Annotated in this window: 22 protein-coding genes; 13 read left to right on the top strand and 9 right to left on the bottom strand. The window is 69.7% G+C overall.

Going from position 1 to position 20,520, the window contains the following annotated elements:
- Positions 1-103 precede the first annotated feature (103 nt).
- The 6 genes from I6I07_RS22100 to I6I07_RS22125 form a co-directional block, all read right to left on the bottom strand.
- Entirely contained in the window at positions 104-457 is a 354-nt protein-coding gene (locus I6I07_RS22100; RefSeq protein WP_006395348.1) for a YciI family protein, read from the bottom strand.
- 116 nt (positions 458-573) lie between these two features.
- On the bottom strand, positions 574-765 hold the full coding sequence (locus I6I07_RS22105) for a helix-turn-helix transcriptional regulator (RefSeq protein WP_054434154.1): 192 nt from the start codon (positions 763-765) through the stop codon (positions 574-576).
- Positions 762-1,148: a hypothetical protein gene (locus I6I07_RS22110; RefSeq protein ID WP_006395346.1), complete on the bottom strand. Its 387-nt coding sequence runs from the start codon at positions 1,146-1,148 to the stop codon at positions 762-764. The genes I6I07_RS22105 and I6I07_RS22110 overlap by 4 nt, the downstream gene beginning before the upstream one ends.
- A gap of 127 nt (positions 1,149-1,275) precedes the next feature.
- Entirely contained in the window at positions 1,276-2,418 is a 1,143-nt protein-coding gene (locus I6I07_RS22115; RefSeq protein ID WP_198483727.1) for an OmpA family protein, read from the bottom strand.
- The gene (locus I6I07_RS22120) at positions 2,415-3,278 is read right to left on the bottom strand and encodes a motility protein A (RefSeq protein WP_198483728.1); all 864 of its coding nucleotides are present in this window, start codon (positions 3,276-3,278) and stop codon (positions 2,415-2,417) included. Before I6I07_RS22120 ends, I6I07_RS22115 begins: the two co-directional genes overlap by 4 nt.
- A 225-nt stretch (positions 3,279-3,503) precedes the next feature.
- Positions 3,504-4,064, bottom strand: a complete 561-nt coding sequence (locus I6I07_RS22125; RefSeq protein ID WP_198483729.1) for a GNAT family N-acetyltransferase — start codon at positions 4,062-4,064, stop codon at positions 3,504-3,506.
- A gap of 112 nt (positions 4,065-4,176) precedes the next feature.
- Here I6I07_RS22125 and I6I07_RS22130 point away from each other — a divergent pair, with 112 nt between their 5' ends.
- On the top strand, positions 4,177-5,691 hold the full coding sequence (locus I6I07_RS22130; protein ID WP_198483730.1) for an NYN domain-containing protein: 1,515 nt from the start codon (positions 4,177-4,179) through the stop codon (positions 5,689-5,691).
- A 41-nt stretch (positions 5,692-5,732) separates the two neighbouring features.
- Here I6I07_RS22130 and I6I07_RS22135 read toward each other — a convergent pair whose 3' ends face one another.
- Positions 5,733-6,557, bottom strand: a complete 825-nt coding sequence (locus I6I07_RS22135; RefSeq protein WP_198483731.1) for an AraC family transcriptional regulator — start codon at positions 6,555-6,557, stop codon at positions 5,733-5,735.
- A 106-nt stretch (positions 6,558-6,663) separates the two neighbouring features.
- On the opposite strand from I6I07_RS22135, the gene I6I07_RS22140 reads away from it, so the two are divergent.
- Positions 6,664-6,948 (top strand): hypothetical protein, encoded by a 285-nt coding sequence (locus I6I07_RS22140; protein WP_198483732.1) that lies wholly within the window; start codon positions 6,664-6,666, stop codon positions 6,946-6,948.
- Here I6I07_RS22140 and I6I07_RS22145 read toward each other — a convergent pair.
- A complete protein-coding gene (locus tag I6I07_RS22145; RefSeq protein WP_198483733.1) occupies positions 6,938-7,936 on the bottom strand; it encodes a YgfZ/GcvT domain-containing protein in 999 nt (332 codons plus the stop codon). The two genes, I6I07_RS22140 and I6I07_RS22145, sit on opposite strands and share 11 nt — an antisense overlap.
- Positions 7,937-8,093: 157 nt before the next feature.
- Between I6I07_RS22145 and mltG the strand changes: the two genes are divergently transcribed.
- From mltG to hutG, 10 genes are all read left to right on the top strand, one after another.
- Positions 8,094-9,233, top strand: a complete 1,140-nt coding sequence (mltG, locus tag I6I07_RS22150; RefSeq protein WP_198483734.1) for an endolytic transglycosylase MltG — start codon at positions 8,094-8,096, stop codon at positions 9,231-9,233.
- On the top strand, positions 9,230-9,853 hold the full coding sequence (gene tmk, locus I6I07_RS22155) for a dTMP kinase (protein WP_054476673.1): 624 nt from the start codon (positions 9,230-9,232) through the stop codon (positions 9,851-9,853). The genes mltG and tmk overlap by 4 nt, the downstream gene beginning before the upstream one ends.
- Entirely contained in the window at positions 9,850-10,899 is a 1,050-nt protein-coding gene (holB, locus tag I6I07_RS22160; protein WP_198483735.1) for a DNA polymerase III subunit delta', read from the top strand. Before tmk ends, holB begins: the two co-directional genes overlap by 4 nt.
- A 76-nt stretch (positions 10,900-10,975) precedes the next feature.
- Positions 10,976-11,746 (top strand): TatD family hydrolase, encoded by a 771-nt coding sequence (locus I6I07_RS22165; protein WP_198483736.1) that lies wholly within the window; start codon positions 10,976-10,978, stop codon positions 11,744-11,746.
- 40 nt (positions 11,747-11,786) lie between these two features.
- Positions 11,787-12,719 carry an ankyrin repeat domain-containing protein gene (locus I6I07_RS22170; RefSeq protein WP_198483737.1) on the top strand — a complete coding sequence of 311 codons (933 nt, stop codon included), beginning with the start codon at positions 11,787-11,789 and terminating at the stop codon, positions 12,717-12,719.
- Between the two features lie 260 nt (positions 12,720-12,979).
- Positions 12,980-13,720, top strand: coding sequence for an IclR family transcriptional regulator (locus I6I07_RS22175; RefSeq protein WP_198483738.1), 741 nt, complete (start codon positions 12,980-12,982; stop codon positions 13,718-13,720).
- Between the two features lie 118 nt (positions 13,721-13,838).
- Positions 13,839-14,582 carry a transporter substrate-binding domain-containing protein gene (locus tag I6I07_RS22180; protein WP_198483739.1) on the top strand — a complete coding sequence of 248 codons (744 nt, stop codon included), beginning with the start codon at positions 13,839-13,841 and terminating at the stop codon, positions 14,580-14,582.
- On the top strand, positions 14,579-15,247 hold the full coding sequence (locus tag I6I07_RS22185) for an amino acid ABC transporter permease (protein ID WP_006395330.1): 669 nt from the start codon (positions 14,579-14,581) through the stop codon (positions 15,245-15,247). The genes I6I07_RS22180 and I6I07_RS22185 overlap by 4 nt, the downstream gene beginning before the upstream one ends.
- Complete coding sequence (locus tag I6I07_RS22190; RefSeq protein ID WP_047992730.1) at positions 15,244-16,026, top strand: amino acid ABC transporter ATP-binding protein; 783 nt, start codon at positions 15,244-15,246, stop codon at positions 16,024-16,026. Before I6I07_RS22185 ends, I6I07_RS22190 begins: the two co-directional genes overlap by 4 nt.
- Positions 16,023-16,976 (top strand): formimidoylglutamase, encoded by a 954-nt coding sequence (gene hutG / locus I6I07_RS22195; RefSeq protein WP_198483740.1) that lies wholly within the window; start codon positions 16,023-16,025, stop codon positions 16,974-16,976. Before I6I07_RS22190 ends, hutG begins: the two co-directional genes overlap by 4 nt.
- Positions 16,977-17,057: 81 nt before the next feature.
- Here hutG and I6I07_RS22200 read toward each other — a convergent pair whose 3' ends face one another.
- Positions 17,058-18,731 carry a BBE domain-containing protein gene (locus I6I07_RS22200; RefSeq protein WP_198483741.1) on the bottom strand — a complete coding sequence of 558 codons (1,674 nt, stop codon included), beginning with the start codon at positions 18,729-18,731 and terminating at the stop codon, positions 17,058-17,060.
- A gap of 444 nt (positions 18,732-19,175) precedes the next feature.
- Between I6I07_RS22200 and I6I07_RS22205 the strand changes: the two genes are divergently transcribed.
- Entirely contained in the window at positions 19,176-20,465 is a 1,290-nt protein-coding gene (locus tag I6I07_RS22205; protein ID WP_006395326.1) for a Glu/Leu/Phe/Val family dehydrogenase, read from the top strand.
- Positions 20,466-20,520 lie beyond the last annotated feature (55 nt).

Raw genomic sequence — 20,520 nt, forward strand, 5'->3', positions numbered from 1 at the left:
CTGGCACGACGCATGAGGCGCGCGCGAATCGACAGGGAATCGGGTGGATCAGGGTAAGTACTTAGCGTGCCGCCCCGTCACCGCCCGCGGCGATGATCCGGCGCTACATGAAACAGGGCCCCAGCTCGCGCACCTCGACCGTGGCCCACTGCGCCGCCGGGCATTCGGCGGCCAGCGCCAAGGCCTGCTCGCGGTCGTCGCAGGTGAGCAGGAAGAAGCCGCCGATCATTTCCTTGGCTTCGGCGAAGGGGCCGTCGACCAGCGTGCGCTGGCCGTCGCGCACGCGCAGGCGCACGCCGTCCTTGTCGGACTTGAGGGATTCGGCGCGCGCCAGCAGCCCGCGCGCCTGCAGGCCTTCGGCGTAGCGTTGCATCTGCGCGTAGGCGTCGCGGCCCTGTTCGGGGGTGCGCTCGGCGCGCTGGCCGGTGGGTTCGACGATGAGAAGCATGTACGGCATGGCGGGTTCCTGGCGGGCGGGGCCCGGTGGACATGGCAAACGGCCGCGCGCCGGAGGGCGCGCGGCCGGGCAGTCGCCAGATTACCGCTGTTTGCGCGGCGCGGGATCGCGCCGCTTCAGTCTTCCTGGAAGATCGTCTCGATCGGCAGGCCGAACACGCGGGCGATGGCGAAGGCCAGCGGCAGACTCGGATCGTAGCGGCCGGTCTCGATCGCATTGACCGTCTGGCGCGACACGTTCAACTGTTCGGCCAGCGCGGCCTGGCTCCAGCCGCGTTCGGCGCGCAGGTCGCGGATCAGGTTTTTCATCGGTGGCGCAGGTAGTCGATGGCGCTGGTGGCGAGCCAGGCGGCGGCCATCAACGGCCAGACGAAGAACATGCTGAGCCGCGGAAAGCCGGCCAGTTCCAGGAAGCCGTAGGTGAAGGTGATGCCCGCCGTCGCCGTGGCGGCAATGGCCAGGTGTTCGGCCGTGGTCTTGCGGATGAACTCATCGGAACGTCGGATCTGGCGCACCACGGCGCGGATCACCAGCAGGATCGCCAGCACCGGGCTGGCCAGCAGGGCGGTGCGCAAGGCGCCCGGTTCGAGATGCAGGCCGGCGTACACCGACATGGCCACCATCGCCACGTACAGCGCCATGGCGCCGCCGAATTCCTTGAGATACAGGCGTCGCGCCTGGATTTGATGCATGAGGTCGTTCTCCGGTTGTGTAAAGCGTGCTTGACATTGTGGCGATGCGGTTTTGCTGTGTCAAGGTTCCTTTACATCGACAGCCAAAATAAAACCGGCCGCGGCCGGTTGGGGATCGACGGGGCGATCAGGATTGGGTGGCGGCGGTGGCCTCGGTCGGCGTCAGGGTGGACGGCGCCGGCGCGGCATCCGGGCTGGCGGCCTCGGACCGTGCCGCGGGCGCCGGGGCGGCAACCGCGGCGGGCGGCGCGTCGGCCGGTTTGGCGGCCGGCGCACTGGCGGTGCTGGTCGGCGCGGCCTTGCCATTGGCGGCGGTGGCCGCCTTGCCGTCCGCGCCCTTGACCTCGGCCTGGGCCGGCTTGGCCGGGGCGGTGATGTCCATGATGAGTTCGACCCGGCGGTTGGCGGCGCGGCCGGCCGGCGTGTCGTTGGACTCGATCGGACGCGTCTCGGCGTAGCCCACGGCACGCAGGCGGCTGCCGGCCACGCCGTCGCGCACCAGTTCGCGCAGCACGCTGGTGGCGCGGCTGCTGGACAGTTCCCAGTTGGAGGCGAACTGGCGGGTCTGGATCGGCACGGGGTCGCTGTGGCCCTCGACCGATACCTGGTACTCGTTCTTGTTGAGGATCGCGGCCAGGCGCTTGATCACGTCCAGGCCCGACGGGCTGAGGGTGGCCTGGCCCGACGGGAACAGCAGTTCGTTGCTGATGCGGAAGCTGACCGATTGCTCGTTAATGATGACGTCGACCGACTTGCCCAGGTCGCCCAGGCCAAGCGATTCCTTGGACGGCGCTTTCAGGGGCGGGGCGGCCTGCGCCAGCACCTCGCCCTCGGCGGCCGGCGCGTCCGCGGCCGCGGCCGTCGCCGCGGCGCTGGCCGCGGGCTTGCCGGCGTCGGCCCAGCTGGCGGGGATGGCCGGGGTGTCGAACTCGGCGTATTCGCCGTCGTACGCGGGCAGGCCCTTGGCCGCGAGGCTGCCGACCAGGTCAACCGGCTGCTCGCCGGCGTCCTGGAAACCGCCATGCAGGCGCGACACGGCCAGCATCACCACCAGCATGGCCAGCAGCAGCGTGATCAGGTCCAGGTAGCTCAGCAGCCAGTTCTCGGCGTCGCTCTCGACCGTTTCGTCGACGTGCCAGCGGGCGTAGCGGTCCTTGCGGTCGCTCTTGCTCGGGCGCCAGCCGCTATTGGCCGCTGCCTTCTGCGCGCGCAGCTGGGCCTGGCGGGCCTGCTCGATCCGCTGCGCCAGGGAGGGGGAAATCAGGCTCATTGACGCGCGGCGGCGGGGCGGGTGATGGACACGGGTTTGGCGGCCGTGGACACCTGGCCCTCGGTCTTGCCGCGGGGCGCGGAGGCGCCGCCGTCGTAGATTTCGTCCTCGACGTGCATGACGAACGAGTTCAGGGTCTCGCGCACCACGGCCGGGCCGCGCTTCTCGCACATCATCGAGATGCCCTGCAGCACCATGTTCATGGACTCGACGCGGCGCGCGGTGCGGCGTTCGAGCTTGACGGCGATCGGCTTGCAGACGAGGTTGGCCAGCAGGATGCCGTAGAAGGTGGTCATCAGGCCGATGGCCAGCTGCTGGCCGATGGTGGTCATGCTGCCGTCGCCCAGCACGGCCATCAGGTTGATCAGGCCGACCAGCGTGCCCAGCATGCCGAAGGCCGGCGCGAACGTGGCCATGACGCGGAACATCTGCGCCTCGGCCATTTCACGCGCCTTGAGCCGCGCCACGCGCCATTGCAGCAGCTCGATGATCTGGTCTTCGGGGGTGTTGTCGATGATCAGCTGCACGCCGGTGCGCAGGAACGGGTTGGTGACCTTCTTCAGTTCCAGCTCGACCTTGTGGACGTCGGTGTTCATCCACAGCTGCGCCATGTTGACCAGTTCCTCGATGTCGCGCTGCTGGTCGTGCTGGTCGTGGCGGAACACGGTGCCGACCAGCTTGAAGACCCGCATCACTTCGGACAGCGGATAGGCGATGAACAGCGCGGCGGCGGTGCCGCCCAGCACGATGGCCAGGCCCGGCAGGTTGAAGTACATGCCGGGGTTGGTGGCGGCCAGCGCGATGACGATGACCAGGGTGAGCAGGCCGACAACGGCGCCGATGACGGTAGACGGATTCATGGATCTTGCCCGATAGCGAGGGCATCCGGTTTACGGAATGCGGGAGAGTGGCAAATTCTAGCCACGCCGCGTCCGGGGCAATCCGCCGGAAAACGGGGCGAAAGGGGCGGTAAGCGCCGGCTTAAACCGCCGTTCAGGTGGCTGGCCCCGTACGGAGCGTCGAACGGAAAAACGGGGTCGGGCTTGCCTGCGCCAGGGGCGGCGGCGTGTGCGCGCCGGCCGGGATCAGCGCTTGCGCGCCTGCCATTCCTCGCGCGTGATTTCCCAGATCTCGGCCATCTGGCGTCCCGAGACGAAGCCGCGTTCCTCGGTGGCGACGCGCCGCATGCCGGTGCGGTCGGACAGCCGGCGCGAGCCGTCGTTGGCCACGGCCTTGGGCGCGCGCAGCACTGGCTGGCCGAGCACCTCGAACCAGTAGGCGGTGACCGCCTCGCTGGCCTCGGTCATGTAGCCCTGGCCCTGGTACAGCGGGTCGAGCCAGAAGCCGCGGTGGTTGCCGGGGTCGTCGCGCATCAGGCTGATCAGGCCGATGAGGCGGTCCGGCTCGGTGCGCGGGCGCAGGGACCAATGCCACTGCACGCCGCGCCGCATGGCGGGCAGCGCCACCTGTTCCACGTAGGTGCGCGCGCCATCGGCCGGGTAGGGCCAGGGCACCTGTTCGGCCAGGTAGCGCACCACTTCCCATTGCGGAAAGATGCGCTGGATGGCGGGCGCGTCGTCCAGGCACAGCGGTTGCAGCAGCAGGCGTTCGGTGCTCAGCGGAGGGTGAGGGGCATGGTCGGGCATCGCGGTCGGGGCAAGTGGGCCAGCGGAAATGTATATCATGGGCGGCAAAACGCGGCCAATCGCCCCGTGCCAGACGGCCGGGCCTATTGGCCGCAGCAACGGAGAAACACTTATGAATGCCAACGAAAACGTCAGCATGGCGCTTTTTTGCGACTTCGAGAACGTGGCGCTTGGCGTGCGCGACACCAAGTACCAGAAGTTCGACATCCGGCCGGTGCTGGAGCGCCTGCTGCTCAAGGGCAGCATCGTGGTCAAGAAGGCCTATTGCGACTGGGAGCGCTACAAGGAATTCAAGGCGCCGATGCACGAGGCCAATTTCGAGCTGATCGAGATCCCGCACGTGCGCCAGTCGGGCAAGAACTCGGCCGACATCCGGCTGGTGGTGGACGCGCTGGACTTCTGCTACACCAAGTCGCACGTCAACACCTTCGTCATCATCAGCGGCGATTCCGATTTCTCGCCGCTGGTGTCCAAGCTGCGCGAGAACAACAAGAAGGTGATCGGGGTGGGGGTCAAGCAATCCACCTCGGACCTGCTGATCGCCAACTGCGACGAATTCATCTTCTATGACGACCTGGCCCGCGAAGGCCAGCGCGCCGCCGACGCCCGCCGCGACAACCGCGGCGGCGGCAACGCCGGCCAGCGCCGCTCGCCCGACGAAGAGCGCCGCCGCAAGGAAGAACTGGAAGCCCGCAAGACCCAGGCGGTGGACATGGTGGTCGAGACCTTCGAGGCGCTGATGGCCGAACGCGGCGACAGCGGCAAGGTCTGGGCCTCGGCCCTGAAGGACGCCCTCAAGCGCCGCCGGCCCGACTTCAACGAGTCGTACTACGGCTTCCGGGCCTTCGGCAACCTGCTGGACGAGGCGCAGTCGCGCGGCTTCCTGGACGTCGGCCGCGAGGAAAAGTCGGGCACCTACGTGTATCGCGACAGCGCGGGCGGCACGCCGGCCAAGGTTGGCGGCAAGCCGGCGCTGCGCGCCATGGCGGCGGCGGTCGAGGCGCCCGAGAGCGCGGCGGATGCCGCCCCGGGCGCCCCGGCCGACGAGGCCGATGCCAAGCCTGCCCGTGGCGCGCGCGGCGGCCGCAAGAATGCGTCGGGTGGCCGCGGTGGCCGCCAGGGCGCGGGCCAGGCGTCGGGCCGCCAGGCTGGGGACCGCGACAGCGGCGAACCGGCGGCGCGCGAAGAGCGCGAGGCGTGGCCGCGGCAGGGCCAGGCGACAGCCGCCGTCGAGGCCTCTGCGGCGGTGACGCAGGCGGCTCCCGTCTCGCCTCCTGCGTCGATTTCCGAGCCCGCGGCCGTGCCCGCTTCGGATGACGTCCAATCCGCCGCCGAGGCCCAGGCCCCGGCGGAACCGAAGAGCCGGCGTGGCGCGCGCAGCGGCCGTGGCGCGGCCAAGACCGCCCGGACCGCCAAGGCGCCGGCCACCACCGCCAGCGACGCCGATTCCGGCGCGGCGGCGCCATCCGCCGGACGCGCCAAAGCCACGGCGCCCGCCGTCGCGGACGGCCCGGCGCCGGAAAGCACGGCGCCGGACAATGCCGCGCCCGATGCGGCCCCGGCCAAGCCGGCGCGCAAGACCGCCACGCGCGCGCGCCGTCCGCGCAAGGCCGCCGACGCCGAGTAAACCGGCGCGTGGGCCGGGGCCGGCGCCGCGCCGCCGGCCGTTCAATCCGTCACGGGGCCCCGGCCGTCATAGCGGCCGGGCGTGACGCCGTATTCGCGCTTGAACATGGCGATGAAGGCGCTGACGTTGTCGTAGCCCGACTCCAGGGCGGCGGCGGTCACGCCATGGCCGGCCGCCAGCATTTCCTGCGCCCGCATCAGCCGGGCGCGCTGACGCCACACCCCCAGCGACAGGCCGGTCTCGGCCAGGAAGCGGCGCGCCAGCGTGCGCGGCGCCATGCCGATGGTGTCGGCCCAGGCGGCCAGCGGCCGGGTGTCGGCGGGCGCGTCCGACAGCGCCAGCGCCAGGCGTTGCAGCCGCGGCTCGCGCGGCAGCGTCAGGCCGTCGCCAGCGCGCGGCAGGGTCCGGATTTCGTCGCGCACCACCTCGGCGATGCGGACCTGGGCGGCGTTCCAGGCCGCGTCCGGCCAACCGGCGGCGCGCTCGACCGCCGCCAGCAGCAGCGCCGACGCCTGCAAGGCGCAGGGCGCCGCCGGCAGCTCGGCGCAGGCCGCGGGGCTGAGGTAGACGCTGTAGCCCGCGTACGGGCCGTGCGAGCGCAGCCCGTGCGGGCAGTCAGGCGGAATCCAGATCGCGTGGGCGGGCGGCGCGACCCATTGGCGGTCGCCGGCCAGCACCGTGAGCAGGCCGCGATAGGCGCCGAACAGCTGGCCGCGCGCATGCTGGTGCAGGGCGGTGTGCCGCAGCGCCGTGTCCTGGCGCCGCACCGCCAGCAGCGCCGGGCCATCGGGCGCCGCGGCCAGATTGGGGGCGATCAGGGGCGAGGCGGCGGGGCGCGGGGGCGAAGCGGAAAGGCGCGCGGGCATGGCGGATCCAGGTTGGCACAAACACGGTATTGATTGTCAAAATTACCGCAGATTTGCCGCGCCGGGGCGATTATCGTGACCCTGTGCCCATCGACAGGAGAACATCATGCAAGCACAGGATCTATTGCCGGACGACCGGAACGTTGCCCAATTCGAGGGCGTGACCGTGCGCAAGGGCACGGTCGGCGCCTTCCTGGTGAACGCGCGGGTGTGGTGCGACGCCCAGGCGGCGCCGGCCGCACGCGACGTCGCCGCCCGCGACATGCGGGACGCCTTGCCGGCGCTGCGCGCGCTGGGGCTGTTCGAGGTGCTGGAAGTGCGCGACCCGGCGCTGCGGCGCTGGCTGGACACGGCCCAGGCCGCGTCCGCCGGCGACGGGGTCAAGGGGTGATGGAGTAGGGCAGCGGCGCGGCGGCGATGCGCGGGCCGTCGGCCGCGCCCAGTCGCAGGTCGCCCTCGGGCAGCGCGGCCAGCGTGGTTTCGAACAGCACCGACACGCCGTCCTGGCCGCGGGCGGCGTCGACGATGCGGCCGGTCGGCTCGCCCGGCTGGGTGGCGTCGAACACGTCCTGGCCGGCCAGCCCGGCATCGGCTACGCCGGCGTCGGCGATGGTGCCGAACGCCATGCGGCGCTTGACCGTGCCGCGGTAGTGGCTGCGCGCCACCACTTCCTGGCCGGGATAACAGCCTTTGGTGAAGCTGACGCCCTGGATCAGGTCCAGGTTGACGGTCTGCGGAATGAAGACGTCCTGGGTCGCCGTGGTGATCCAGGGGATGCCGGCGGCCAGGTCGGCCGCGTGCCATTGCGCGGCCGGTGCCAGGCCCAGCACGGCGGCCAGCGGCGCGGCCGCGGCCAGTTGTTCGTCGGACGCGATCCACCACCAGCGCGACGCGGCGCTGGCCGAGGGGGCGGCGATCCAGGTGCCCGAGGGCAGCTCGACGCGCTGCCAGGGCGTGCGCGGCAGGGCGCCGGCGGCCGCTTCCAGGGCGGCCAGCTGCGCCGGATCGGCCTGCACGCCTGCCACGTGCAGCGCGGCGGGGGCCAGCTTGACCTTGGCGCGCAGCACGAACATGGACAGGCGCTTGATCAGGGCCGCGGCCAGGTCCTGGCGCACCAGGGCGTACAGCTGCGGCGCGTCTTCGGTCGGGGCGGCGCCGCGCCACATCACCAGGGTCGCCAGCAGGCGGCCCTTGGCGGTGCAGTAACCGGCCAGGCGGGCGGCGTCGGCGGTCAGGCCGGTGACGTCCTGGGTCAGCTGGCCGTGCAGGAAGGTCAGCGCGTCGGCGCCGGCGGCGCTGAAAACGGTGAAATCATCCAGCGGCGCCAATTGCGCGCAACCTTCGGCGCGCGCCGGGATCGAAGAATGGAAAGCATGCATGGCTGCGTGGGCCCGTGACTCGTCATCAAAGGGTTGATGATAGCTGTGTTCTCATCTTGGCAGGCCCATGCCCGCGCAGGGCAAAGGGGCGCGCGACGCGCTCCGGCCCTCGTTTTGCTCCGACAGGTCCGCGCGATCCATTAAACTTCCCAGACTTATGAAGAAGCGACTCCGTTTTTACGTCCTGTGGTCATTCCTGCTCATCGTGCTGGCCGTCGCCGCGACCGTCGGCGCCGCCTGGCACTGGATGCATCGCCCCATTCCCCTGTCGGCCGACAGGATCGATTTCGTGGTGGACCCGGGCAGCAGCCCGCGCACCGTCGCGCGCGCGCTCAACGCGGCGGGCGTGCCGGTCTGGGAGCCGGGTTTCGTCTGGATGGCGCGCCTGACCGAACAGGACAAGCTGATCAAGGCCGGCGGCTACCAGGCCATCAACGGCGACACGCCCTGGCTGCTGCTGGAACGCATGGCGCGCGGCGACATGACCCAGCGCCAGATCACCTTCCTGGAAGGCTGGACCTTCCGCCAGATCCGCCAGGCGCTGCGCGAGAATCCCGACGTCAAGCAGACCCTGGGCGACATCAGCGATGAAGCCCTGATGGAGCGCCTGGGCTCGGACATCAAGCATCCGGAAGGCCTGTTCTTCCCGGACACCTACATCTTCACGCCGGGCAGCTCCGACTACGACCTGCTGCGCCGCGCCTACCAGGAAGGCCAGCGCATCCTGGACGACACCTGGGCCAAGCGCCAGGCCGATCTGCCGCTGTCCACGCCCTATGAGGCGCTGGTGCTGGCGTCCATCATCGAGAAAGAAACCGGCCATGGCCCGGAGCGCCGCCGCGTCTCGGGCGTGTTCACCAACCGCCTGAAGATCGGCATGCTGCTGCAGACCGACCCCACCGTCATCTACGGCATGGGCGACGCCTACCAGGGCCGCATCCGCAAGCGCGACCTGCAGACCGACACGCCCTGGAACACCTACACGCGCCCGGGCCTGCCGCCCACGCCGATCGCCGCCGCCGGCCGCGCGGCGCTGCTGGCCGCGGTGCAGCCCGAGCAGCACAAATTCCTGTTTTTCGTCTCGCGCGGCAACGGCACCAGCGAGTTCTCGGTAAACCTGTCCGAGCACAACCGCAACGTTTCCCGCTATATCCTGGGTCAGACACCGGCGGCGCGCCCGGCGCCGGCGGGCAAGCCCGCCGCCGCGCCCGCGCCTGCCGCCGCGCCGGCGCCCGAGGCGGCACCCACTTCCACGCCGGACGACGATCCGGCGCCAGCACAAGGACAAGAACAATGACCTCACGCGGACGCTTCATCACGCTGGAGGGGGTCGACGGGGCCGGCAAGAGCACGCATACCGAGTGGATCGCCGAGTTCCTGCGCGGCCAGGGCCTGGAGGTGGTCTCCACCCGCGAGCCTGGCGGCACGCCGCTGGGCGAAAAGTTGCGCGCCCTGGTGCTGACCGATCCGATGGGCCTGGATACCGAGACCCTGCTCATGTTCGCCGCCCGCTGCGAGCACCTGCACCAGGTGATCGAGCCGGCGCTGGCGCGTGGCGCCTGGGTGGTCTGCGATCGCTACACCGACGCCACCTACGCCTACCAGGGCGGCGGCCGCGGCCTGGGCGCCGCCCGCGTGGCGGCGCTGGAAACCTGGATGCAGGCCGGCCGTCCCGACCGCACCTGGCTGTTCGACGTGCCGCTGGCGGTGGCGCGGGCGCGCCTGGCCGATGCCCGCGAGCCCGACCGCTTCGAGCGCGAAGGCGCCGCCTTCTTCGAACGCACGCGCGCGGCCTACCAGGCCCGCGCCGCGGCCGAGCCCGACCGCATCCAGGTGATCGATTCGACCCGCGCCATTCCCGAGATCCGCGCCGAGCTGGAAGCCGGCCTGCGCCAACTGGTGGCGGCCCGTCCATGAGCGCGCCCCAGTTCCTGCCCTGGCAGATGGAGACGGCGCGGGCCTGGCTGGGCAACCGCGAGCGCTTCGCCCACGCCTGGCTGGTGCACGGCCTGGCCGGCATCGGCAAGCTCGACTTCGCCAACGCCGCCGCCGCCAGCCTGCTGTGCGAGACGCCGCAGGATGGCCTGGCCTGCGGCCATTGCGCCGCCTGTGCCTGGTTCGCCAGCGGCAACCATCCCGACCTGCGCCGCATCCGGCCCGAGGCCGTGGCGGTCGAGGAGGGCGCCGACGCCGCCGAAGGCGCGGAAGAAGCCGAGCCGGCCACGGGCGCGGCCAAGAAGGCGCCGTCCAAGGAAATCCGCATCGACCAGATCCGCTCGCTGGAATCCTGGTTCAACACCGCCACCCACCGCGGCGGCTGGCGCGTGGCGCTGCTGTATCCGGCGCACGCGCTGAACGTGGTGTCGTCCAACGCCTTGCTCAAGGTGCTGGAAGAGCCTCCGCCGCATACCGTGTTCCTCTTGGTGGCCGACGCGCCCGACCGGCTGCTGCCGACGCTGGTGTCGCGTTGCCGCCGCCTGCCGCTGCCGGCGCCCGACGCCGACACCGCCTTGCAATGGCTGCGCGCCCAGAACGTGGAGCCGGCGCGCGAATGGCTGGCGGCCGCCGGCGGCGCGCCGCTGGCCGCGTTGCGCCTGGCGCAGCATGCGGAAACCGCGTGCCCGCCCTGGCTGACGCAACTGGTTGGCCCGTTGGCCAAGGGCCAGACGCCCGACGTCGGCACCTTGGCCGAGGCCCTGGAAAAGGCCCCGCCGGCCGAGTGGATCGACGCGCTGCAACGCCTCTATACCGATCTGATGCTGGCCGCCGCCGGCGCGCCGGTGCGTTATTTCCCGGCGCTGGCCGCCGTCGTGGCCGAGGTCGCCGCGCGCATGAACACGGCGCGCGCGGCCGAGGCCGCGCGCTGGCTGACGCGCCAGCGGGCGCTGGCCACGCATCCCTTGAATGCCAAGCTTTTCGCCCACGCGACGCTGCAGCGCGTGGTGCTATCCTGCCAGGCGTAACCTGCCGCGGCGCGGCGACGGATCCGGCCTGTCCGGGCCGCCGTCCAGACGCCGCGCCTTTCCTCATCCAAGTCTCATGTACGTCGATTCCCACTGCCATTTGAATTTCCCCGAGCTGGCGGCCGACCTGCCCGCCATCCTCGAACGGATGGCCGCCAACCAGGTGACCCACGCGCTGGTGGTCAGCGTCAACCTGCCTGAATGGCCGGGCCTGATGTCGCTGGTCGAGCCGCAGCCGAACCTGTGGGCCTCGGTCGGCGTGCACCCCGACTACGAAGACACGCCCGACCCCGAGCCCGAGGAGCTGGCGCGCCTGGCGGCCCACCCCAAGGTGGTGGCCATCGGCGAGACCGGCCTGGACTATTACCGCCTGTCCGAGCCGCTGGACTGGCAGCGCGAGCGTTTCCGCCGCCACATCCGCGCCGCGCGCGACACCGGGCTGCCGCTGATCGTGCACACGCGCTCGTCGGCCGAGGACACGGTGCGCATGCTGCGCGAGGAGGGCGCCGCCGAGGTCGGCGGGGTGATGCACTGTTTCACCGAGACCTGGGAAGTGGCCCAGGCCGCGCTCGACCAGAATTTCCACATCTCGCTGTCCGGCATCGTGACGTTCAAGAACGCGCATGTGGTGCACGAGGTGGCCGCCAAGGTGCCGCTGGACCGCCTGCTGATCGAGACCGACTCGCCGTACCTGGCGCCGGTGCCGTACCGCGGCAAGCTCAATGACCCGTCCAAGGTGATCCACGTGGCCGAGAAGATCGCCGATCTCAAGGGCATCAGCGTGGCCGAGGTGGCACGCGCTTCCACGGATAATTTCTTTAATCTTTTCAATAAGATAAAGAAATAATTTAATGTCTATTATTTAAAGTAAATTATCAGGATTGCCCATGGCTGCCAGCGCTGCGTTCTCCCGTCACCGCCTCGTTTCGCATTGCCGCAGCGCGCTGCTGGCGTTGTGCGTCGCCGTCTCGACGCCGGCGTTGGCCCAGGCGGCCAATCCGTCGGACTGGTGGGTCTACGTCGCCAACGACTACCCGGACGAAATCAAGGACCTGCTGGCGCACGGCGCTGATCCCAACGTGCGCTACCGCAATGGCCAGCCGGCCCTGATGCGGGCGGTGGTGGACGGGGCCTGGAAGGTGTTCGACGTGCTGGCGGCCAATCCGCGCACGGACGTCAACGCCGAGAATCCGGCCGGCGAGACGCCGCTGATGTACCTGGCCATTGCCGGCCAGACCGACCGGGCGCGGGCGCTGATGGCGCGCGGCGCCCAGGTCAACCGGCTGGGTTGGACGCCGCTGCACTATGCGGCCTCCAAGGGCCAGCTGGCCATGGCCGGGCTGCTGCTGGAGCGCAAGGCGATGGTGAACGCGCCGGCGCCCAACGGCGAAACGCCGCTGATGATGGCGGCGCTATCGGGCAACAAGGCGATGGTGGAGCTGCTGCTGAAGGCCGGCGCCGACGTCACCACCCGCGATACCAAGGACCAGAACGCCGCGGACTGGGCCCGCACCGGCAAGTCGACCAGCCTGGCCGCGGAGCTGCAGACGTTGATCGCCCAGCAGGAGGCGGCCAAGCGCGCCCGCCGCGCCAGCGGGCCGGCGGAGCCGGAACCCGACCCGGCGCAGGCCGCCGAGGCGGCGCCCGGCGTGGCCCCGGCCGATACCACGGCGGCGCCGCCCACCGTGCAGCCCGCGCCGCTGGACGCGCCGCCGCCGCTGGCCCAGCCGGCCGCGCCCGCCAAGCCCGCGAATACGCCCAATGTGGGCGGCGTGTCCGGGGTGCGCCTGAACAACTACGACAAGCCCGCGACGCCCTGATCGCGGCCGCGTCCCGCTGGTTCCGAAACCCGCCTTCCGGCGGGTTTTTTATTGCCGGTCGCCGGCGCGGGCGGGGAGGCGCGGGGCGGGCGCGCGGGCGCCGGGACCACGGCCTGACCAGGCGCCAGCAGGCTCCGGGGGATGGCTTTGTGATCGTGCGTTTCGGGGTTTTCCCTGTGATTTCTCACTAGGTGGGAAAAATTTTGGTTGTAACCACCATAAATTGATAATCTCGCCGCCGTCACCACCAGGAGAGCTTGTTGATGGATCAGTCGGTAGGACCGGGCGCGGACCGGGTGCTTTACGTGTTGGCCACGCTGGCCCGGCACGATGGCCCCCTGAGCATCGCCGCGCTGGCGGAGAAGACCGGCCTGGCGCAGAGCACGCTCTACCGCCAGGTGGCGCTGCTCAAGCGCTGGGGCTTCGTCGCCGAGCACGAGGGCGAGTACGGCCCCGGTCCGCTGTGCGTGCAACTGGCCTGGGGCTTCGACCAGTCGTCGTTCCTGATCCATGAAGCGCAGCCGGACATGGCGGCATTGGCCGCCGCGTCGGGCGAGACCATCGGCCTGCTGGTGGCGGTCAAGGACCAGGCCGTGTGCCTGGACATGGTCGAGAGCCAGCATCCGCTGCGCTGTTCCTTCACCAAGGGCCGCGGCCTGCCGCTGGTGCGCGGCGCCTCGGCCAAGTCGCTGCTGGCTTTCATGCCGGTTCCGCGCCAACAGGCCGCGCTGGCCATCCTGGCGCGGGAGTCGGGCGTGGATCCGACCCGCCTGGCCGACGAACTCGAGGCCATCCGCGCCCAGGGCTATGCCGTGACCGACAGCGAAGTCGACGCCGGCGTCTGGGGCGTGAGCGTGCCGATCTTCCAGCGCGCCAACCAGGCGGTGGCCTCCATCACGCTGATGGCCCCGTCCACCCGCGCCGCCCAGCGGCCGCAGGCCTTCATCGACCTGACCGTCGCGGCCGCCCGCCGCATCTCGGGCAGGCTGCAGGCGCACTGACGCCGCCCATTTCCGCATTCCACGTTGTCCCCGACATTCCCGCCGCCTCTCTAGACGCCACACCCCACGCCGTACCGATCGCCGTATCCGTATCCACTTCTTCCTATCAGGATTCGCCATGACTACTCGCCGCACCCTGCTGACCGCCGCCCTGACCCTGGGCCTGGCCTGGAGCATGGGCACCGCCCACGCCCAGGAAACCATCCGCGCCGTGACCGACGCCACCTTCCCGCCCATGGAGTTCGTCAAGGACGGCAAGCGCACCGGTTTCGACATTGAACTGGTCGAGGCCCTGGCCGCCGCCATGGGCAAGAAGGTCGAATGGATCGACATCGACTTCAAGGGTCTGATTCCCGCCCTGCAGGCTGGCCGTGCCGACATCGCCGTGTCCGCCATCTACATCACGCCCGAGCGTGCCAAGGTGGTGGACTTCACCGACCCGTACTACGCCGGCGGCCTGGTCGTGATGACCAAGAAAGACGGCCCCATCAAGACCCTGAAGGACCTGGACGGCCGCAAGGTGTCGGTGCAGGTCGGCACCAAGTCGGTCAACTACCTGAAGGACCACTACCCGTCGGTGCAGCGCGTCGAGGTCGAGAAGAACCAGGAGATGTTCAACCTGGTGCAGATCGGTCGCGCCGATGCCGCCGTGACCGGCAAGCCGGCCGCCAAGCTGTTCGCCCAGAGCACCACCGACCTGACCGTGCTGGGCGACCAGATCACCACCGAGGACTACGGCATCGCCGTGCCCAAGAACAAACCGGAGCTGACCCGCGGCCTGAATGAGGCGTTGCAGAAGATCAAGGCCGATGGCAGCTACCAGGCCATCGTCAACAAGTGGTTCGAGGCGCCCGCGAAATGAACCTGGATTTTGCCCCCGTCTTCGCCGACTTCGACGCGCTGGTGCGCGGCGCGGTGGTCACCGTCGAGGTGACCGCCGGCGCCTTGCTGCTGGGCTGCGTCATCGGCCTGCTGGTCGGCGTCGGCCGGCTCAACCCGCAACGCAGCATCATCTACAACCTGTGCAGCGTCTACCTGCTGTTCTTTCGCGGCACGCCGTTGCTGGTGCAGCTGTTCATCTGGTTCTTCGGCCTGCCGCAATTCGGCGTGACGCTGCCGGCGTTCGCCTGCGGCGTGCTGGGGCTGGGCATGTATTCCGGCGCCTACGTGTCGGAAATCGTGCGCGGCGCGATCCAGTCGGTCGACCGCGGCCAGACCGAGGCGGCCCGTTCGCTGGGCATGTCGTCGGGCCAGGCCATGCGCATCATCATCCTGCCGCAGGCGGTGGTGCGCATGATCCCGCCGCTGGGTAACGAGTTCATCGCGCTGATCAAGAATTCGGCGCTGGTGTCGCTGTTGACCATCCATGACCTGATGCACGAAGGGCAGAAGATCATCAGCGTGTCGTACCGCTCGCTGGAAACCTATCTGGTGGTGGCGCTGATCTACCTGGTCCTGACCACGGCCGCCATGTTGATACTGCGCAGGATCGAGCAACGCCTGCGCGCGGGGGGGATGGTGCAATGAACGCCGCGAATCCGAAAGAAATGATCCGCATCCGCGGCCTGCAGAAATCCTACGGCGACCATGCCGTGCTGCGCGGCATCGACTTCGATGTGCTGCCGTCGCAGGTGGTGGTGGTGATAGGCCCCAGCGGTTCGGGCAAGAGCACCTTGCTGCGCTGCTGCAACGGGCTGGAAGTGGCCCAAGGCGGCACCGTGGAGATCTGCGGCCAGATGCTGCAGAACGAGGGCGAGCAGTTGCCCGAGGCGGCGCTGAACCGCCTGCGCATGCAGGTTGGCATGGTGTTCCAGGGCTTCAACCTGTTCCCGCACCTGTCGGTGCTGGACAACGTCACCGTCGGCCCGCGCACGCTGCGCGGCATGGGCCGCGACGAGGCCAACGCGCTGGCCGAGGACCTGCTGCGCAAGGTCGGCCTGGCGCAGAAGATGTCGGCCATGCCGGCCAGCCTGTCGGGCGGCCAGAAGCAGCGCGTGGCGATCGCCCGCGCGCTGGCGATGCAGCCCAAGGTCATGCTGTTCGACGAACCGACCTCGGCGCTCGATCCGGAACTGGTGGGCGAAGTGCTGCAGGTCATGAAGCTGCTGGCGCGCGAAGGCATGACCATGATGGTCGTGACCCACGAAATGGGCTTTGCCCGCGACGTGGCCGACGTGGTCGCGGTGATGGACGGCGGCGTGATCCTGGAATCGGGCGCGCCCGAGGTCATCTTCAGCCAGCCGCGCGAGGCCCGCACCCGCGAGTTCCTGCAGGCCGTGCTGAGCACGGGGCAGGGGGCGGCATGACGGCGGCGGCGCAACTCGACAAGAGCCTGTGGACCGCGCGCGACGACAGCGCCGAGCGCGGCGACACGCGCCGGCTCGCGCACATCGTCGAAGCGGCCGCGGGGCAGGCCCCGGCGGCGGGCGAACCGGTGCTGCTGGGCTTTGCCTGCGATGCCGGCGTGGCCCGCAACCAGGGCCGCACCGGCGCGGCCGCCGGCCCGGCCGGCATCCGCAAATACATGGCCGGCCTGCCGGCGCACGGCCTGAGCCGCCTGCTGGATGCGGGCGACGTGGCCTGCGAGGGCGACCAGCTTGAGGACGCGCAGGAACGCCTGGGCCTGGCGGTGGCCGACCTGCTGCGCCAGGGCGCCCGTCCGGTGGTGCTGGGCGGCGGCCACGAGATCGCCTGGGGCAGCTTCCAGGGCCTGGCGCGCTGGCTGGCCGACCGTGGCGACGACGGTCCGGTGCTGGTGCTGAACCTGGACGCGCATTTCGACCTGCGCACCGGCCGGCCGGGCAGTTCCGGCACGCCGTTCGACCAGATCGCGCAGTACTGCGAGGCGCAGGGGCTGGCGCTGCAATACGCCTGCCTGGGCGTGTCGCGGCTGGCCAATACGCCGGCGCTGTATGCGCGCGCGGCCGAAGTGGGCGCGGTATGGGTCGAGGATCGCGACATGCAGGAGCGCCACCTGGCGGCGCGCCTGGCCAACGTCGACGCCTTGCTGGCGCGGGCGCGCCACGTGTACCTCACGATCGACCTGGACGTGCTGCCGGCGGCGGTGATGCCGGGCGTGTCGGCTCCGGCGCCCTATGGCGTGCCGATGGCGGTGATCGAGGAGATCGTGCTGCGCGTCAAGGCCAGCGGCAAGCTGCGCCTGGCCGACATGGCCGAGTACAGCCCGCGCTTCGACATCGACGGCCACGGCGCCCGCGCGGCGGCGCGCCTGGCCTGGCAGCTGCTGTCCGCCTGACACGGTCCGCGGCGCGAGATCCGCCGCGGACTTCCCGCCCGCCGTCATGGCCGCTCGCGCGGCGCATGGCGGCGGGCTTTTTCACGCCTGCGGCGCGGCCAGCGGGATCGACATCTCGTGGTGGAAGAGATTGTCGGGATCGACGCTGCGCTTGGTGGCGATCAGCGCGGCGGTCTTGTTGCCGTAGTACAGGTCGAGCCATTGCGGGTCGACGTGGCTGTGGCTGGCGTCGGTGTACTTCATGTCGGTGTCGGGGTAGTTGATGTAGCACCCCTCGAACGGCGAGCCCGGCTGGTTGCTGGGCTTGCCGCCGTACTGCGCGAAATACTCGTCGTACAGGTCGGCGATCCACTTGATGTGGAAGGCGTCCTGGGCCGGATCGGTCCAGTACACCTGGAACTGCGACTTCAGCAGTGACGAGCGCTGGCACACGCTGGTCGGGTTGGCGCTCTCGTCGTTGCGGTTGATGCGGCCGCCGTACGAGTCGATCTGCACCAGCGCCTGGTTCAGGCGCGGGTCGTCCGAGCCGTTCAGGTATTCCCACATGGCCATGATCTCGACGTCGCTGAAATTGGCCTTGTGATACGCGGACTTGTACTTGCCGCGCTGGTTGCTGCCCGAGCCGTTGATGCTCTGCGTCAGCCACAGCCAGTCCATCTTCTGCGCATCGTTGACCGCATGCGCCAGCATCCGCGGCGCCGGATGGGCCACGCGGTGCGACGGGCCATACCAATGCGTGGACAGGTTGACGGCGGGCGCGGCGCCGGCCGCCGCGTTCATGGTGGCGACGAAGTCCAGGAACGGCTGGTCGCGCGCGCCGCCGACCTTGCCGTCCTTGCCGGTGTACTGGATGCTCAGCACCACGTCGCCGGTCGAGCGGTGCTGCACCTTCAGCAGCGTGAACAGGCCGCCGTTGGCCTTGGCCGGGTCGGGGCTGTTCCAGTCGGCGTCATGGTCGGCGAACCACTGCCAGTAGGCGCGCATGAAGCGCGCGAAGTTGGCGCGGCCGGCCGTGCCGGCGCCGAAGCTGGCCCAGGGGTAGGACAGCGACAGCCAGTAGGCTTCCTGCGGCGCCGCGGGCAGGTCGGCGTAGTAGTAGGTCAGGATGATGCCGTAGTTGCCGCCGCCGCCGCCGCGGCAGGCGATGAACAGGTCGCGGTCGGCGCCGGTGCTGTGCAGGTTGACGTGCTTGGCGACCAGCTTGCGCGCGCCCGGGCCTTGCGGCACCAGGATGTCCACGCCCGAGAGCCAGTCCACCGTCAGTCCGTGCAGGCGCGACAGCAGGCCGTAGCCGCCGCCGACGATGTGCCCGCCCGAGCCGACCGAATAGCACGAGCCACCGGGCAGGGTGCGGTTGGCGGTCTTGTACAGGTCCAGGTAGCCATCCCAGTTCTGGTTGCCGGACGCGGCCGCGAAGCGGTAGCGCGCGGCGGGATTCCAGGGCGAGGGGATGTCGCCGGCCTCGCGGTAGCGCAGGCCGGTCATCAGGCTCAGGTCGATGATGGCCAGGGGCTGGCCGTGGTCCTGCGGCAGTTTGTTGGCTACGAAGCCTTCGTAGCAGTGGCCGCCGCTGCGCACCGTGATGCGGCAGCCCTGGGCCAGCGCGGCGTTGGCCGCGTCCAGCACGTCCTGCGGGGTCTTGCAGACGTAGATGGCGTTGGCGCCCTGGCCCGTGGTGGGGAAGCGCAGGTTGAAACCCTTTTGCAGGGTCGCGTAACGCGGGTCATTGCTGTCAATCAGGGAAAAATCCGACATGCGCACCTCTATGGTTGATTTTCATAAGTGCAGGATGCAAGCGGGGGTCGCCCGCCGGCAACGCGGGATGACAAGCTTTGGAAAGCCGCCGGTGCCGGGTACCGCTAAAACCGGGGCCGGTTGATTCTGGGTCAAGTGGATGACGGTTTCAAGCCAGGTGCGACAGGCGCCCGGGGCGGCGTGACACGAGGATGTGATGTGGCGGCGGCGCGTTGGCGAGCGGGCCCCGTTGGGCGTCTGGGCGCGGGGCGTTGCCGGCGGGCGCCCCGCAGGCTGGACGCTGCCGGCGCGCGGGGCTAGGATAGGCGCAGCGTTTCGGCAGGCTCGGTGACGCTCACGGTCTTCATTTCCATATTATGTCCCCAATTAATATTTTTTCTGAAAATATGGGGACACATAAAGGATATGGATAAAATGGCGCAACTTTGTCAGGAGAGCATGTTCATGTCTCAAACTCCCACCCATGCCTTGCCGTCTTATCTGAATGCCGAAGAACTCGGCCCCTGGGGTAATTACCTGCAACAAGTCGATCGGGTCACCCCGTATCTCGGATCGCTGGCGCGCTGGGTCGAGACCCTGAAGCGCCCGAAGCGCTCGCTGATCGTCGACGTGCCGATCGAACTGGACAACGGCAGCGTGGCCCACTTCGAAGGCTATCGCGTGCAGCACAACACCTCGCGCGGCCCGGGCAAGGGCGGCGTGCGTTTCCACCAGGACGTGACCCTGTCGGAAGTGATGGCGCTGGCCGCCTGGATGTCGGTCAAGAACGCCGCGGTCAACCTGCCGTACGGCGGCGCCAAGGGCGGCATCCGCGTCGACCCGCGCAAGCTGTCGCAATCCGAACTCGAGCGCATGACGCGCCGCTACACCTCGGAAATCGGCGTCATCATCGGCCCGTCCAAGGACATTCCCGCCCCTGACGTGAACACCAACGCCCAGACCATGGCCTGGATGATGGACACGTACTCCATGAACGAAGGCTCGACCGCCACCGGCGTCGTGACCGGCAAGCCGATCGCGCTGGGCGGCAGCCTGGGCCGCGTCGAGGCCACCGGCCGCGGCGTGTTCGTGGTCGGCTGCGAAGCCGCGCGCGACCTGAACATCGACGTGTCCAAGGCGCGCGTGGTGGTGCAGGGCTTCGGCAACGTGGGTGGCACCGCCGCCCGCCTGTTCCATGAAGCCGGCGCCAAGGTCATCGCGGCGCAGGACCACACCGGCACGGTGCACAACGCCGCCGGCCTCGACGTCCACAAGCTGCTGTCGCACGTGTCGCAGCATGGCGGCGTGGGCGGCTTCTCCGGCGGCCAGGCCCTGGACAAGGACGAGTTCTGGACGCTCGAAACCGAATTCCTGATCCCGGCGGCCCTGGAAAGCCAGATCACCTCGGCCAATGCCGCCAAGGTGCGCGCCAAGATCGTGGTGGAAGGCGCCAACGGCCCGACCACCCCGGAAGCGGACGACATCCTGGCCGAGAACGGCGTGTACGTGGTGCCGGACGTGCTGGCCAACGCCGGCGGCGTGACGGTGTCGTACTTCGAATGGGTGCAGGACTTCTCCAGCTTCTTCTGGAGCGAGGACGAAATCAACCAGCGCCTGGAACGCATCATGCGCGAGGCCTACGCCTCGATCGCGCTGGTGGCCCGCGAGCACAAGGTGACGCTGCGCACCGCCGCGTTCATCGTGGCTTGCACGCGCATCCTGCAGGCCCGCCAGGTGCGCGGCCTGTACCCGTAAGTCCTTCTGGCGCCGGGCTTCGGCCCGGCGTGGGAGGAGCAGTGAGGAAGACAGG

It is taken from the genome of Achromobacter deleyi, from assembly GCF_016127315.1.
In the GTDB taxonomy this organism is placed as follows: domain Bacteria; phylum Pseudomonadota; class Gammaproteobacteria; order Burkholderiales; family Burkholderiaceae_B; genus Achromobacter; species Achromobacter insuavis_A.